14 protein-coding genes, 1 pseudogene and 1 riboswitch are annotated in these 13733 nt (G+C 71.7%); of the genes and pseudogenes, 8 read left to right on the forward strand and 7 right to left on the reverse strand.

What is annotated here, in order from left to right:
- Positions 1-296 precede the first annotated feature (296 nt).
- On the forward strand, positions 297-605 hold the full coding sequence (locus V5O40_RS06720) for a TraR/DksA family transcriptional regulator (RefSeq protein ID WP_332904654.1): 309 nt from the start codon (positions 297-299) through the stop codon (positions 603-605).
- A gap of 22 nt (positions 606-627) precedes the next feature.
- On the opposite strand, the gene V5O40_RS06725 is transcribed toward V5O40_RS06720, so the two are convergent.
- Positions 628-1131: an ATP-binding protein gene (locus tag V5O40_RS06725; RefSeq protein WP_332904655.1), complete on the reverse strand. Its 504-nt coding sequence runs from the start codon at positions 1129-1131 to the stop codon at positions 628-630.
- Positions 1132-1193: 62 nt separating this feature from the next.
- The gene (locus tag V5O40_RS06730) at positions 1194-2066 is read right to left on the reverse strand and encodes an SDR family oxidoreductase (RefSeq protein ID WP_332904656.1); all 873 of its coding nucleotides are present in this window, start codon (positions 2064-2066) and stop codon (positions 1194-1196) included.
- Between the two features lie 216 nt (positions 2067-2282).
- On the opposite strand from V5O40_RS06730, the gene glpK reads away from it, so the two are divergent.
- Positions 2283-3800, forward strand: coding sequence for a glycerol kinase GlpK (glpK, locus tag V5O40_RS06735; protein WP_332904657.1), 1518 nt, complete (start codon positions 2283-2285; stop codon positions 3798-3800).
- A 140-nt stretch (positions 3801-3940) separates the two neighbouring features.
- Positions 3941-5266 (forward strand): carbohydrate-binding domain-containing protein, encoded by a 1326-nt coding sequence (locus V5O40_RS06740; protein ID WP_332904658.1) that lies wholly within the window; start codon positions 3941-3943, stop codon positions 5264-5266.
- 21 nt (positions 5267-5287) lie between these two features.
- Here V5O40_RS06740 and V5O40_RS06745 read toward each other — a convergent pair whose 3' ends face one another.
- Both V5O40_RS06745 and V5O40_RS27910 read right to left on the reverse strand, forming a co-directional pair.
- Positions 5288-5812: a helix-turn-helix domain-containing protein gene (locus V5O40_RS06745; protein WP_408631835.1), complete on the reverse strand. Its 525-nt coding sequence runs from the start codon at positions 5810-5812 to the stop codon at positions 5288-5290.
- 122 nt (positions 5813-5934) lie between these two features.
- Positions 5935-6091: pseudogene (locus V5O40_RS27910) on the reverse strand (helix-turn-helix domain-containing protein); the annotation flags it as partial.
- A gap of 98 nt (positions 6092-6189) precedes the next feature.
- Here V5O40_RS27910 and V5O40_RS06750 point away from each other — a divergent pair.
- The 3 genes from V5O40_RS06750 to V5O40_RS06760 all read left to right on the forward strand — a co-directional run bounded on the left by V5O40_RS06750 (position 6190) and on the right by V5O40_RS06760 (position 9896).
- Positions 6190-7110 (forward strand): ABC transporter ATP-binding protein, encoded by a 921-nt coding sequence (locus V5O40_RS06750; protein WP_332904660.1) that lies wholly within the window; start codon positions 6190-6192, stop codon positions 7108-7110.
- A complete protein-coding gene (locus tag V5O40_RS06755; protein ID WP_332904661.1) occupies positions 7107-8732 on the forward strand; it encodes an ABC transporter permease in 1626 nt (541 codons plus the stop codon). The genes V5O40_RS06750 and V5O40_RS06755 overlap by 4 nt, the downstream gene beginning before the upstream one ends.
- 183 nt (positions 8733-8915) lie before the next feature.
- Entirely contained in the window at positions 8916-9896 is a 981-nt protein-coding gene (locus tag V5O40_RS06760; RefSeq protein WP_332904662.1) for a DUF559 domain-containing protein, read from the forward strand.
- Here V5O40_RS06760 and V5O40_RS06765 read toward each other — a convergent pair.
- Genes V5O40_RS06765 through V5O40_RS06775 form a run of 3 tightly spaced genes read right to left on the reverse strand, consistent with a single transcriptional unit; the run spans position 9867 to position 12295 of the window.
- Complete coding sequence (locus V5O40_RS06765; RefSeq protein WP_332904663.1) at positions 9867-10598, reverse strand: amino acid ABC transporter ATP-binding protein; 732 nt, start codon at positions 10596-10598, stop codon at positions 9867-9869. The two genes, V5O40_RS06760 and V5O40_RS06765, sit on opposite strands and share 30 nt — an antisense overlap.
- Positions 10595-11374, reverse strand: a complete 780-nt coding sequence (locus V5O40_RS06770; protein WP_332904664.1) for an amino acid ABC transporter permease — start codon at positions 11372-11374, stop codon at positions 10595-10597. The genes V5O40_RS06765 and V5O40_RS06770 overlap by 4 nt, the downstream gene beginning before the upstream one ends.
- A gap of 36 nt (positions 11375-11410) precedes the next feature.
- Positions 11411-12295, reverse strand: a complete 885-nt coding sequence (locus V5O40_RS06775) for an ABC transporter substrate-binding protein (RefSeq protein WP_332904665.1) — start codon at positions 12293-12295, stop codon at positions 11411-11413.
- Positions 12296-12559: 264 nt separating this feature from the next.
- A riboswitch (SAM riboswitch) is annotated at positions 12560-12672 on the reverse strand.
- Between the two features lie 396 nt (positions 12673-13068).
- Here V5O40_RS06775 and V5O40_RS06780 point away from each other — a divergent pair.
- Together V5O40_RS06780 and V5O40_RS06785 are read left to right on the forward strand one after the other, a co-directional pair.
- Positions 13069-13371: an urease subunit gamma gene (locus V5O40_RS06780; RefSeq protein ID WP_332904666.1), complete on the forward strand. Its 303-nt coding sequence runs from the start codon at positions 13069-13071 to the stop codon at positions 13369-13371.
- Positions 13368-13691 carry an urease subunit beta gene (locus V5O40_RS06785; protein WP_332904667.1) on the forward strand — a complete coding sequence of 108 codons (324 nt, stop codon included), beginning with the start codon at positions 13368-13370 and terminating at the stop codon, positions 13689-13691. Before V5O40_RS06780 ends, V5O40_RS06785 begins: the two co-directional genes overlap by 4 nt.
- Positions 13692-13733: the final 42 nt, after the last annotated feature.

Genomic DNA, 13733 nt, shown 5'->3' on the forward strand with positions numbered 1-13733 from the left:
TGGGCCCGGGCGTCCGAGCTGAGGGTCGGAGATCGGCGTTGGTTTCCGGCCGGCCGCCGCCTATGGTGGTCCGATGCGATCCGCCGTCCTGCTCAGCCCCGCCGCCGCCGTCCCGGCGGCGGCCGGTCTGCGCGTGCCGGGCGCGGCCACTCCGGCGCCCCGGTACTCGGCACCGACCGGGCACGGCCAGCCGCGCCCCGCCGGTCGCAGCCCTCCGGACATCGTGCACGGACACGTGACGGCAAGGGCGAAGCGTTCCGCTTCGGCCCTTTTCTTTTTCTCCGGAGGGAACTGGCATGAGCAGCCACGACCAGCAGTGGATCAGCGAACTCGAAACGACGCTCCACCACGAGTTCGAGGCCCAGACGGCCCGGCTGACCGAGTTGACGGCCGACACCGGCGATCCGGGGCAGGCGCACACGAATGCCGCGCTGATCGCCGCGACCCGGCTGAGCCTCGACCAGATCGCCGGGGCGCTGCGGCGCCTCACCGCCGGCGGCTACGGCAGGTGCGAGCGGTGCGGAACGGACATTCCCCGGGAACGCCTGGAGATCCTGCCGCACGCGCGGTTCTGCGTGCCGTGCCAGCAGAAGCGGCAGGGCTGACCGGGTGGACCGGCCGTCGGCCTCACGGGTGCGACGGCCGGTCCGTGGACACCTCGGGCGGTCCGGTCGTCGCGGACGGCTCGACACGCAGACTGGCGGTGACGGTCGCGGTCAGGCCGTCGGGCCGGCGGGTCAGCGTCAGCGCCCCGGTCAGGTGATGGGCGAGCCACAGACCCCGGCCGCCCGGGGTGTTCGTCGCCGGCAGGTTCACCGGCAGGTCCGCGCCGCGCTCGGGCCCGTGATCGGTGATCTCGCAGACGAGCAGGTCAGCCCGCCGGAAGAGATCGAGTCGCCCCTGGCCCCCACCGTGCAGCACGGCGTTGGTGACCAGCTCGTGCACGGCCAGGACGAGATCCTCGGCCACGTCGCCGGTGAGACCGGCGGCGGCCACCTGAGCGGTGAGCAGGTGCCGCAGCGCCGTCACCGTCTGTGCGGTGAACGTCTCGGACAGCAGGGGGGTGGCCTCGCCGCCGCCGCGGGCCGGGTCGCGGGAGTCCCGGGCGCCCGACGGGCCGAGGTTGTTCATGCAGGCAGATTACGTCCTCCGCGAAGATCCGCGACCTTTGCCGAGGGGCAACCATCTGGACGCTACCGGCCACCCTCCACCGACGTTCGACCGAAGGACCGGCCGAGACGGTGTACCTCCGCCTCCATCCGCTCGGCCAGCTCCGCGCCGCCGAACCGGTCGATCAGTCGGTCGGCAAACCCGCTGAGCACCACCGGACGCAGCGCCTGGACCAGGGCGATGGACCGGGGCACGTAGACCTTGCGTCGGCGACCTTCGATGCCGCGCAGCAGTGCCTCGGCGCACCGCTCGACACTGACCGTGGTGTTCAGCGGCCAGGGCAGCTTGCGCTGCGCGGTGTGGAACGAGGCCAGGTCGTCCCGGATGTCGCGCACCAGGTCGGTGTCGATCCAGATCGGGTGGGCGGTGCCCACCGTCAGCCCTCGCCGGCGGTTCTCCAGCCGCAGCACGTTGCCGAACTGTTCGACCCCGGCCTTCGACGCGCAGTACGCGGCCATCCCGGGCATGGCGGCGAAGGCCGCCGCCGACGACACGATCAGGACGTGACCCCGCGCGGCGCGCACGTGCGGCAACGCCGCGCTGACCGTGCGGACCACCCCGGTCAGGTTCACCTCGATGGTGCGGGCCAGCGCGTCGACCGGGCCGGTGGACACGGTGCCGATGTTGGCGATGCCGGCGTTGGCCACCACCACGTCGATGCCGCCGTAGCGCTGCACGGTCGAGGCGACCGCGTCGTTGAGGCCCGCCTGGTCGGTGACGTCGCACTCGTACCAGTGCCCACCCACTTCGGCGGCGACCTGCCGCAACGGCACCGGTTCCAGGCCCACCAGGGCGACCCGGGCGCCCCGGGCGGCGGCCGCCCGGGCCAGTTGGGCGCCGATACCCCGCGCCGCTCCGGTGATCATGATGGTCCGGTCGCGTAGATCTAACCGCATGGCTGCGCTCCTGCTCCCGGTCGCCGCCAGCGACGACCCAGTGGTGGTCTGCCGAACGCTACCGGGCATCCGCCGGCCCTCCCACCCGGCGCCGCCGCGCCCGGCGGGCATACCCGACCAGCGCCCGCGCCAACCGTTCGTGGTGAGCGACGCGGAGATCGGGAAGGATCTACCCGAGGCCGCACCCGCAGCGAGGACCAGGACAAGGAGAACCGCATGGCTGACTTCGTCGGCGCCGTGGACCAGGGCACCACCAGCACCCGGTTCATGATCTTCGACCACGGTGGCAACGAGGTCGGCCGCCACCAGCTCGAACACCAGCAGATCCTGCCGCGCGCCGGCTGGGTCGAGCACAATCCGCTGGAGATCTGGGAACGCACCCAGACGGTCGTACGCACGGCGCTGAACACGCACAGCCTGGCCGCGGGTGACCTGGCGGCTCTCGGTGTCACCAACCAGCGGGAGACCACGGTGGTGTGGAACCGGCGTACCGGCCGGCCGTACTACAACGCCATCGTCTGGCAGGACACCCGGACCGACCGGATCGCCTCGGCGCTGGAGCGTGACGGGCGCGGCGAGATCATCCGGCGCAAGGCCGGCCTGCCGCCGGCGACCTACTTCTCGGGCGGCAAGATCCAGTGGATTCTGGAGCACGTCGACGGGGTGCGGGCGGCGGCCGAACGCGGTGAGGCGATCTTCGGCAACACCGACACCTGGTTGCTGTGGCACCTGACCGGTGGTACCGACGGCGGCATCCACGTCACCGACCCCACGAACGCCAGCCGGACCATGCTGATGAACCTGGAGACGCTGGACTGGGACGACGAGCTGCTGTCCATCTTCGGCATTCCGCGCGCCATGCTGCCCCGGATCGTCCCGTCCTCCGACCCGGACGCCTACGGCGTCACCCTGCCCAACGGCCCGTTCGCCGGCGCCGTGCCGATCACCGGGGACCTTGGTGACCAGCAGGCGGCCACCGTCGGTCAGGTGTGCTTCGCCCCGGGCGAGGCGAAGAACACCTACGGCACGGGCAATTTCCTGCTGCTGAACACCGGACCGGAGATCGTCCGCTCCGAGGCCGGACTGATCACCACCGTGTGCTACCAGTTCGCCGGCCAGCCGCCGGTCTACGCGCTCGAGGGTTCCATCGCCGTCACCGGTTCGGCCGTGCAGTGGCTCCGCGACCAGTTGAAGATCATCAGCAGTGCGGCGCAGAGCGAGGACCTCGCCCGCCAGGTCGACGACAACGGTGGGGTCTACTTCGTACCGGCCTTCTCCGGTCTGTTCGCCCCGTACTGGCGATCCGACGCCCGGGGCGCGATCGTCGGCCTGTCCCGCTACAACACCGACGCGCACATCGCCCGGGCGACCCTGGAGGCCATCTGCTACCAGAGCCGCGACGTGGCCGAGGCCATGGCGCGCGACTCGGGCGTGTCGCTGGAGTGCCTCAAGGTCGACGGTGGGGTCACCGTCAACGACCTGTGCATGCAGTTGCAGGCGGACATCCTCGGCGTGCCGGTGAGTCGGCCCGTGGTCGCCGAGACCACCGCCCTCGGCGCGGCCTACGCCGCGGGACTGGCCGTCGGCTTCTGGCGGGACACCGACGAACTGCGGGAGAACTGGAACGAGAGCCGGCGCTGGCAGCCGTCCTGGTCGCCCGAACAGCGGGCCACCGGCTACGCCGGCTGGCGGAAAGCGGTGCAGCGCACGCTTGACTGGGTCGACGTCGGCTGATCGATCCGCCGCGTCACGTGTCACGTTTCGTCAAGGTAAATGTCACTGCGTGTCGATGTTTCGGTGCCGGAATGCCCGGTCGGTCTGCCTTAGCATCCCGATGTCCGGCAGCCGCCGGAGGTGGCACAGGGAGGGCATCCATGCGGATCACGCGCGCGATCATGGCGGTCGTGGTCGTCCTGTCGGCCGGCGTACCGGCCGGCGCGGCACACGCGGCGTCACCGTTCACCGTGGTCAACGGTTCGATCCAAGCCGCCACGGGCACGCCCCGGCCGTCCTCGGGCACCCACGCCACGCTGTGGCACAACGCCAGCTACGCGACGATCGTCGTGCGGGGCGCCGGACGGCTGGTCGTCGGTGCGATCGGCGACCACTGCGACGGCTGGCCGACCCTGCGGGTCAGGGTCGGCGGCGCGCTGGTCGGCGAGGTCACCGTGACCAGCGCCACCGACTACGGCGGGTATCCGGTCGGTGCCGAGCTGCCGGACGGTACCCACGACGTCCGGATCGAGCTGGTCAACGACCGGTACACCGGCGCGTGTGACCGCAACGCGCACCTGGCGTACGTGCGGACGCAGCCGCCTCCGGCGGTCGACCCGCGCTTCACCTTCGCCGTGGTGCCGGACACGCAGGAGGAGGTGCTGAACGCCCGCGACACCCGACTGCGTCAGCGCGTCGACTGGCTGGTCGCCCAGCGCGCCACCCTCGACCTGCGGTTCGTCACGCACTCCGGCGACGTGGTCAACTACGACACCCCCGACCACGCGCAGTACGAACGGGCCCGCGCCGCGCTGCGTCCGCTGGAGACGGCCGGCCTGCCGTACACCCTCGCCGTCGGCAACCACGACACCCAGGCCGCCGGCCCGGACGGGGAACTGCGCACTCCCGCCGGACAGTTGCTGCGCGACACGACGGTGTTCAACAGGTACTTCACCGCCGGGCGGTTCGGCGCGGTGGGTGGCCAGTTCGAGGCGGGCAAGGTGGACAACGCCTACGCCACCTACACCGCCGGTGGGGTGCGGTGGCTGGTGCTGAGCCTGGAACTGTGGCCGCGCCGGGCGGCCGTCGACTGGGCGAAGGCGGTCGTGGCGGCCCATCCCCGGCACAACGTCGTCATCGTCACCCATCACCACCTGGAGAGCGACGCCTCGATCGGTCAGTCGGCCGGCTACGGTTCGACCAGCCCGCAGTACGTCTTCGACAATCTCGTGCGGCGGTACCCGAACATCCGGTTCGTCTTCTCCGGGCACACCGGCACGGCGGCGTCCCGGGTGGACACCGGGGTGCACGGCAACCGGATCTACTCCTTCCTGCAGACGTTCCACTCCCGCAGCACCAACCCGGTGCGGCTGGTGGAGATCGACACGACGGCCGACTCGCTGCGTACCTGGATCTACGCGCCGCACACCGACGAGCAGTTCCCGGCGCACGCGCGCACGTACACCGGGATCAACCTGGTCCGGTGACCCGCCGGCGGTGTCTCACAACTATCTCGTAACTGTCTCGTTATTGTGCTCCGCGTCGAGGTGGCGGTAGACGGTTGCCCGCGAGACACCGAACTCAGCGGCGATCTCGTCGGCCGAGTGGGTGCCGGCCAGGTGCATCCGCCGGGCGGCGCGCACCTGTTCCGGGCTCATCGCACGGGGGCGGCCCGGCCGCCGCCGACCCACCTGTCCGGGCGGCGCGGCGCCGGCGGCCGGATCGGTCGCCGGCGTGGGGCGGGCGGCCGGCTGCCGGGCACCGGGTGGCGTCTCGCCCAGCAGCCGGCGGACGCCGTCCAGCATGTCCGCCCGCAGCACCGGCGCGGGAACGTCGATCATGAACACCACCGGGTCGCTGCACATGGCGATGGCCTGGACCGCCCGTACCCGGTCCCGTCGCTCGGCGTCCGGCCCGGCGACGATCTGGTTGGCCCGCATGGCGATCCGCACCAGCCGGTGGTAGGTGCTGCCCCGGTCGACGAGCGCGAGGTCGTGGAAGAGCATGCCGAGCGGGCCACGATGCGCGAGCATGGTGTCCACCCAGCCCTCCAGCAGCGTCCATCTCGCCCGCCGGCCGGACAGCTCCCCGGCGGTGTCCAGCAGCGCCTCCAGGTCGCGGATCAACGGCTCGGCGAGCGCCGCGAGCAGATGCACCTTGCTGGGGAAGTGGTAGAGGATGGCGGCCTTGGTCAGCCGCAACCGTTCGGCGATCTGCCGCAGCGAGGTGCGTTGGTAGCCCTGCTCGGCGAAGAGGTCCAGGGCGGCGCGCATGATCCGACTGCGGGTGCCGTCGGTCGCCGCGCAGGTCATGGCGTCAAGCGTAGCCGCTCCTGACCGCCGGACGGTGGCGGTGCGCGGATCCCTTACCATCGGTCAGTGGTAGACACCGGCAACGACAGGAGGCGTCCATGTCCGTGATCGCCATCGAGAACCTCGTCAAGACCTTCGGCGGCGTACGCGCACTTGACGGGCTCGACCTGACGGTGGAACCGGGGGAGGTGCACGGGTTCCTCGGACCCAACGGCTCGGGTAAGTCCACCACCATCCGGATCCTGCTCGGCCTGCTGCGTCGGGACTCCGGGCAGGTGCGCATCCTGGGTGGGGACCCGTGGCGGGACGCGGTCGCGCTGCACCGGCGGCTGGCGTACGTGCCGGGCGACGTCAACCTCTGGCCCAACCTCTCGGGCGGGGAGGCGATCGACCTGTTCGGGGCGTTGCGCGGCGGGCTGGACCCGCGCCGTCGCGACGAACTGCTGCGCCGCTTCGACCTGGACCCGACGAAGAAGTGCCGCACCTACTCGAAGGGCAACCGGCAGAAGGTCGCCATCGTCGCCGCCTTCGCCAGCGACGTCGAGCTGTACGTGCTGGACGAGCCCACCTCCGGGCTGGACCCGCTGATGGAGGCGGTGTTCCAGGAGGAGGTCCGGCAGCTCACCCAGGCCGGCGCGAGCGTCCTGCTCTCCAGCCACGTGCTGGCCGAGGTCGAGGCGCTCTGCGACCAGGTCAGCATCATCCGGGAGGGCCGGATCGTCGAGTCCGGCACGCTGGCCGAGCTGCGCCACCTGGCGCGCACCACCGTCACCGTCGAGACCGGACGACCGGTGACCGGCCTGACCGAACTGCCCGGCGTGCACGAGGTCCGCCCCGTGGACGGTCGCGTCCGCCTGGAGGTCGAGCCCGAGCACCTCGACACGCTCCTGAGCCACCTGGTCCGCTTCGAGGTCCGCGCGTTGACCAGCACACCGCCCACCCTGGAGGAACTCTTCCTGCGGCACTACGGCGAGACGATCGACGCAGACCGGCAGGCGCCGGCCGGAGGCACCCGATGAGCGCCTTCACCGGCACCGGCCGACTCACCCGGCTCGCCCTGCGTCGGGACCGCATCCGCCTGGCCATCTGGACGCTCGGCAGCCCGCTGATCGGCTACGCCCTCGCCGAGAGCGTGGCCAGCATCTACCCCGACGAGCAGAACCGCATCGGGTACGCCGAGGTAGCCAACACCAGCGTCGTCGCCCGCGCCTTCAACGGCCCGGTCGCCAGCACCGATCTCGGTGCCGTGGTGGTCACCGAGACGTACCTCACCCTGGCCGTGCTCGCCGCGTTGCTGAGCACCTTCGCCGTGGTCCGGCACACCCGGCAGAACGAGGAGACCGGTCGCGCGGAACTGCTCGGTGCCGCCGCCGTCGGCCGGTACGCCCTGCTCACCGCCGCCCTGGTGGTCGTGGTCGGCGCCAACGTGCTGGCCGGGTTGCTGCTCGCGCTCGCCTTCGTCGGTGCCGGGCTACCGGCCGCCGGCTCGGTCGCCGCCGCCGCGGCGATCGTCGGGGTCGGCCTCGCCTTCACCGGCGTCGCCGCCGTCACCGCCCAGCTCTCGGTGACCTCCCGGGGCGCCAACGCCCTCGCCTCGGCCACGGTCGGGGTGGCGTTCCTGCTGCGCGCCACCGGTGACGTGCTCGGTCAGCCGGCCGCCGACGGGGTGCGCCTGGACAGCGCCTGGCCCACCTGGTTGTCGCCGCTGGGCTGGGGCACCCAGATCCGTGCCTTCGACGACGAGCGGTGGTGGGTGCTCACGCTGCCGGTCGCCCTGCTGGTCGCCGGGATCGCCGGGGCGTACGCGCTCGCCGAACGACGCGACCTCGGCGCCGGCCTGCTCGCCGCCCGCCGGGGGCCGGCCCGAGCCACGGCCGGCCTGCTCAGCCCGGCCGGACTCACCTGGCGGCTGCACCGTGGCGCGTTGACCGGTTGGGCGGTCGCGGTGGCGGTGCTCGGCCTCGCCATGGGTCTGGCCGGCAACGAGGTCGACGACATGATCGCCGACAACCCGGCCGCCGCCGAGGCGATCGCCCAACTCGGCGGCGGGGCCGAGCTGGTCGACGCCTTCCTGGCCGCGATGCTCGGTCTGTTCGCCCTGACCATCGGGGCGTACGTGGTGCAGGCCCTGCTGCGGGTACGCGGTGACGAGTCCGACGGCATCCTCGAACCGCTGCTCGCCACCGCCGTCAGCCGCTACCGCTGGCTCGGCACGCAGGTGGCCGGTGCCGTGCTCGGTGCGCTGGCGCTGATGCTGCTGGCCGGTGCCACCACCGGCCTCGGGTACGGCCTGGCGGTCGGTGACCCGGTCGGTTGGACGGTAGACCTGACCGGCGCCGCGCTACTGCGGCTGCCCGCCCTGCTCGTCGTCGCCGGGGTGGTGACCGCCCTGCTCGGTGCCGTGCCACGCCTGTCGGTCGCGTCGAGCTGGGCGGTGCTCATCGTGTTCCTGCTGCTCGGCCAGCTGGGCGCCGCGCTGGACCTGCCGCAGGCGGCGCTGAACGTCTCCCCGTACACCCACGTGCCGTCGGTGCCCGCCGTCGACGTAACCGTCCTGCCCCTGGTGGTCCTCACCGCCGTAGCCGCCGCCCTGCTGACGCTCGGCCTGACCACCTTCCGCCGCCGCGACACCCCCACCTGATTCGGACCGATCTGACTGATCACTTGCAGTCGAGTGACTCGACACGCCGCTGGTCCGGTCACTTGACTGCAAACGATCAGTAGCTATAGCACACGCGGCACTGGAGTGCGGGGTTGTCCACAGCTCCGCGTGGTGTCCACAGGGGGCTGGGGGTCGGCGTGGCCTGGGGCAGGCTCGGTCGCCGTGGATGCCCTGCTCCGATCGCTCGTCGAAGCTGGTGGTGGTGTGGTGACCCGCGCCCGGGCCCTTGAGGTGGTACCGCCGTGGACGTTGCGGCGGGCGTACCGCAGTGGCTGGCTGTGTCGCGTGCTGCCGGCGGTCTACGTCGACGGCTCGTTGCTCACCAGCGCGGATTCGAGAAACCTGCTCGCACGTGTGACACCCGAGGTCGCCCGTCGGGCGGCACTCGCGTACGCCGACGGCCGGGCGGCCTTGAGCGCCTTGACCGCGCTGGACGTGTACGGCCTTCGGCCTCAACCGGCAGGCGAGCCCGTGTACCTCGATGTGCCGGCTGGTACCGGGATGCGGAGCAAGGAGAGTCTGCTGGTGCGGCATCGGACGGCATTTGCGGCGGAACCACCACACGTCGTGGTGCGACGGGGCCTGCCTCTCGTCCGGCTGGAGGAGGCGCTGGTGCGCTCGTGGCCGTTGTTGTCCGAGGAGAGCCGCCTCGGGCTGGTTGTCCGCGCTGTGAACGACCGGATGACCACTGGGTACCGGCTCCGTGACGCGCTCGCTCCGAAGCTGACCGGGCGGGCGGCACTGTCCGCACTCATCGACCGGCTCGATGCCGGCTGTCGCAGCCCCTTGGAGATCTGGGGACATGACCGCGTCTTCACCGGTCCGGAGATGCCGGTGCTGAGGCGTCGGGTACGTGTCCGGGTGGGGCAGCGAACCATGTACCTGGACCTGTTCGCCGAGCAGGAGCGGGTCAACATCGAGCTGGACGGTGCCGCCTCGCACGGCGACCCGCGCCAGCGGGAGATCGACCTGCGGCGCGATGCGTTACTCGCCACGGTCGGCATCATGGTGGTCAGGTTCAGCCACCGTCGCCTCTTACGGGAGCCCGGCGAGGTGCGCCGGGAAACCCTCGCGATCCTCGCCGGCCGCCACTGTTGTCCGGAGGGGCCAGGCTCAGAGCACCTGGGACAGGAAGCGGCGTAGCCGGGGGTGTTGTGGCGACTCGAAGATGGCCGCCGGCTCGCCGGCCTCCAGCACCGCCCCGGCGTCCATGAAGGCGACGGTGTCGGCGACCTGGCGGGCGAAGCCCATCTCGTGGGTCACCACCACCATCGTCATGCCCTCCGACGAAAGGTCCGCCATCAGCGCCAGCACCCCCTTGACCAGTTCCGGGTCCAGCGCCGAGGTGGCCTCGTCGAAGAGCATCACCTGCGGCCGCATGGCCAGCGCCCGGGCGATGGCCACCCGCTGCTGCTGGCCGCCGGACAACTGCGCCGGCCGGGCGTCGGCCTTCGCGGCCAGGCCGACCCGGTCGAGTTCGGCCCGGGCCCGGGTGACCGCCTCGTCCTCGCCGAGCTTGCGAATGCGGCGCAACGGCAGGGTGATGTTGCGCAGCACGCTCATGTGGGGGAAGAGGTTGAACTGCTGGAACACCATGCCGATCCGCTGCCGCAGGGCGTCGGGGTCGTCGCGCAGCACGCTGCGGCCGTCCAGCAGCACGTCACCCCGGTCCGGTTCGAGGAGCCGGTTGACGGTACGCAGCAGGGTGGACTTTCCCGACCCGGACGGGCCGATCACGCAGGCGGTGCCGCCGCGCGCCACGTCCAGGTCCACCCCGCGCAGCACCCGATGACTGCCGAAGGCCAGGTGCACGTCGCGCAGGCTGAGACTGACCGAGGTGTTCATCGTTGGTTGCCTCCGGCGGCGCCGGGCAGCGCCAGGTCCAGGTCGTCGGGGTCGTCGGTCGGCCCGGCCACCGGCCGGCCGTGTCGCAGCCGCCGGTCGATCCAGTTGACGACGTGCGTCAGTGGCACGGTCAGCACGAGGTAGCACAGCCCGGCCAGCAGCAGCGCCGACTGGTTGCCGGTGTTCGCCGCGTAGTCCTGACCGATCCGGAACAGCTCGCGCTGGCTGGCCAGCAGGCCGAGGAAGTAGACCAGGCTGGAGTCCTTGATCAGGGCGATGAGCTGGTTCACCCAGGCCGGCAGGATCCGCCGGATGCCCTGCGGGATGATCACTCGCCGCATCGCCTCGCGCCAGGAGAAGCCCAGCGCGCGGGCCGCCTCCAGCTGGGTGGCCTCCACCGACTGGATACCCGAGCGGAAGATCTCCCCGAGGTACGCCGAGGCGATCAGCGACAGCGCCAGGATGCCCAGCGGGTACGGGTTCGGTCCCCAGACCCGCATGCCCAGCGGGGCCAGGCCGACCCCGATCAGCAGGATCGTCGCCGCCGCCGGCAGGCCCCGGAACACGTCGGTGTACACCCGAGCCGGCCACCGCAGCCAGCGGGTACGCGAGATGCCGGCCACCGCCAGCAGGATGCCCAGCGCCGAGCCGAGCAGGGCGGCGGTGACCGCCAGGATCAGCGTGTTGGGCAACCCGACGGTGAGCATCTCGGGTAGCGCCTCGCGCATCGACTCCCAGTCGAAGAACGTCTCCCACAGGGTGCGCAACGGATCCACGGTCAACCTCCGCCCTACTCGCTCGTGGCCCTACCGTCAGGAAGCGGCCGACGCCGACGGTGCCGCCGCGCCGACCGATGCGGAGGGTGCCACCACGTCGCCGCTGCCCGGGGTGAAGTCGGCCGGGATCGGTCGGCCGGGGTAGTACTGCTCCTGCAGCCGGGTCCAGGTGCCGTCGGCGATCACCTCGTCGAGGGCCTTGTTCAGCGCCTCGCGCAGCGCATCGTTGCCCTTGGCGAAGGCGTACGCGGTGGGTGCCGGGCTGAGTTCCTTCGCCGCGACCGTGATCCTGCCGCCGCTGTCCGCGGCGGTCTTCTCACCGATCTCGGCCGGGGCGATCCACGCGTCGGCGGTACCGGCCTTGAGCTGGTTGATCGCGCCGTTGTAGTCGGGTACGCGGACCGGGTCCAGGCCCTTGTTCGTGGCGTAGTCGTCCTGGACGGTGCCCTGCACGACCACCACCCGCTTGCCGGGCAGTTCGTCGAAGCTGCGCAGCGGCGATCCGGCGGGCACGTCGAGCCCGAAGTAGCCGAAGTCGTATCCGTTGCCGAAGTCCACGGTCTTCTTCCGTGCCTCGGTGATGGTGATCGAGGAGCTGCCGATGTCGAACTTGCGGTTGCCGACCTGGGCGAGCAGGGCGGAGAAGTCGGTGCCGACGAACTCGACCTTCAGGCCGAGCTTGCCGGCGGCGGCGACCAGCAGGTCGTTGTCGAAGCCGGTGAAGGTGCCGTCCTTCAGGTACACGTTCGGCGGGGCGTCGGTGAGCGTGCCGGCCCGCAGCACGCCCGGCTGGAGCAGGCCGTACGGGTTGTCGGCCGCGCTGCCGGCGGAGTCGGAGCCGCAGGCGGTGAGGGTGGCGGCGCCGAGGAGCGCGGCGACACCGACGGCGGCGGCGCGGGTCAGGGCAGGAAGGAATCGCACGGGTGTCTCCTGGTTGAGCTGCGGCGGGCACGGACGTGCCGCACCGACGGTCCGCCGCAGGGCGGACCGCTGGGAATGGGATCGATGGCAGAGGGGTCAGCCGGTCCGTGGCGGATCGGTGACGGGCGGCGACGCGGTCAGCTACACGCGGCGCTGCACACCCGCATCATGTCGACGTGCCGACGCCGGGTCAGGCCCGGGCGGGCCACAGGTCGATGGCGGTACGACATGGTGCTCCTCAAGGTCGTGATGACCCGGGAACCCAGGCCACGCTTGCACCGGTGGTTGCACCGATGCCTGGTCCTCACCCGGGGCACCCCTGCGCGGACGAGGGTTGCCGGCCAGCAAGCCGGGGCTTCGCGCTGGCACTCATGACCTGCCGCCGACGCTAGCATCCCGTGACCGCCCGCCGTCCACCCGTTATGACCACCCTCACCCCCACCCCGAGCCAGGTTGACCATGAGGTTGGCGGCGAAGCTGATCTCCCTCGACCACCGCTGACCTCATGATCAACGCGAGCGGGGGGCAGGGGCCGGGGGCCGTTGTGGGTGTTGCCGGGGGAGTGGGTGATCCTCTACGGTCTGGTCAGCGGTGGGTGCGGTCCGCATCCGATGACACCGCCGGTGGTCCGTCACGTGGGCCGGGAGGGTGGAACTCCCGGGTCCGACGCGCGTGACGGTCGAGTCGGCGGGCGATCCCCGAACCGTGCGGCGGCGCGTCGAGGCGCCGGGCCGGCGGTCGACGGGAGCGCGGACATCCACCGGGAGCCACCCGTGTATCTCACCCCCCACGAGCAGGACCGCCTGCTCGTCCACGTGGCGGCCGACGTCGCCCGGCGCCGCCGCGAGCGCGGCCTGCGCCTCAACTATCCGGAAGCCGTCGCGGTGATCACCGCCTTCCTGCTCGAAGGGGCGCGCGACGGGCAGTCCGTGGTGGACCTGATGGCCGCCGGACGCACCGTGCTCAGCCGGGACGACGTGCAGGACGGCATCCCCGAGTTGCTGGGGGAGGTGCAGGTGGAGGCGACGTTCCCGGACGGCACCAAGTTGGTGACGGTGCACCACCCGATTCCGTGATCCCCGGGGAGATCCTGCCGGCCGACGGACCGGTGGAGATCAACGCCGGGCGGCCGGTGACCACGCTGCTGGTGGTCAACACCGCTGACCGGCCGGTGCAGGTCGGTTCGCACTACCACTTCGCGGAGGCCAACCCGGCGCTGGACTTCGACCGGGACGTCGCCTGGGGGCAGCGGCTCGCCGTACCGGCCGGCACCTCGGTGCGGTTCGAGCCGGGGGTCAGCCGCCGAGTGGACCTGGTGCCGCTCGGTGGCGCACGGATCGTGCCGGGCCTGCGCGGCGAGTGCGCCGGAGCACTCGACGAAGGACGGACGGCATGAGCGCGCGGATCAGCAGGTTGGACCCGCCGCCCGGCGGCATGG

The organism is Micromonospora palythoicola, assembly GCF_036689795.1.
GTDB lineage: Bacteria > Actinomycetota > Actinomycetes > Mycobacteriales > Micromonosporaceae > Micromonospora > Micromonospora palythoicola.

Excerpts from the sequence above, each read along its gene's own strand:
- V5O40_RS06720 (WP_332904654.1), top strand. The coding sequence starts at position 297 with ATGAGCAGCCACGACCAGCAGTGGATCAGCGAACTCGAAACGACGCTC.
- V5O40_RS06725 (WP_332904655.1), bottom strand. The coding sequence starts at position 1,131 with ATGAACAACCTCGGCCCGTCGGGCGCCCGGGACTCCCGCGACCCGGCC.
- V5O40_RS06730 (WP_332904656.1), bottom strand. The coding sequence starts at position 2,066 with ATGCGGTTAGATCTACGCGACCGGACCATCATGATCACCGGAGCGGCG.
- glpK (WP_332904657.1), top strand. The coding sequence starts at position 2,283 with ATGGCTGACTTCGTCGGCGCCGTGGACCAGGGCACCACCAGCACCCGG.
- V5O40_RS06740 (WP_332904658.1), top strand. The coding sequence starts at position 3,941 with ATGCGGATCACGCGCGCGATCATGGCGGTCGTGGTCGTCCTGTCGGCC.
- V5O40_RS06745 (WP_408631835.1), bottom strand. The coding sequence starts at position 5,812 with ATGCTCGCGCATCGTGGCCCGCTCGGCATGCTCTTCCACGACCTCGCG.
- V5O40_RS06750 (WP_332904660.1), top strand. The coding sequence starts at position 6,190 with ATGTCCGTGATCGCCATCGAGAACCTCGTCAAGACCTTCGGCGGCGTA.
- V5O40_RS06755 (WP_332904661.1), top strand. The coding sequence starts at position 7,107 with ATGAGCGCCTTCACCGGCACCGGCCGACTCACCCGGCTCGCCCTGCGT.
- V5O40_RS06765 (WP_332904663.1), bottom strand. The coding sequence starts at position 10,598 with ATGAACACCTCGGTCAGTCTCAGCCTGCGCGACGTGCACCTGGCCTTC.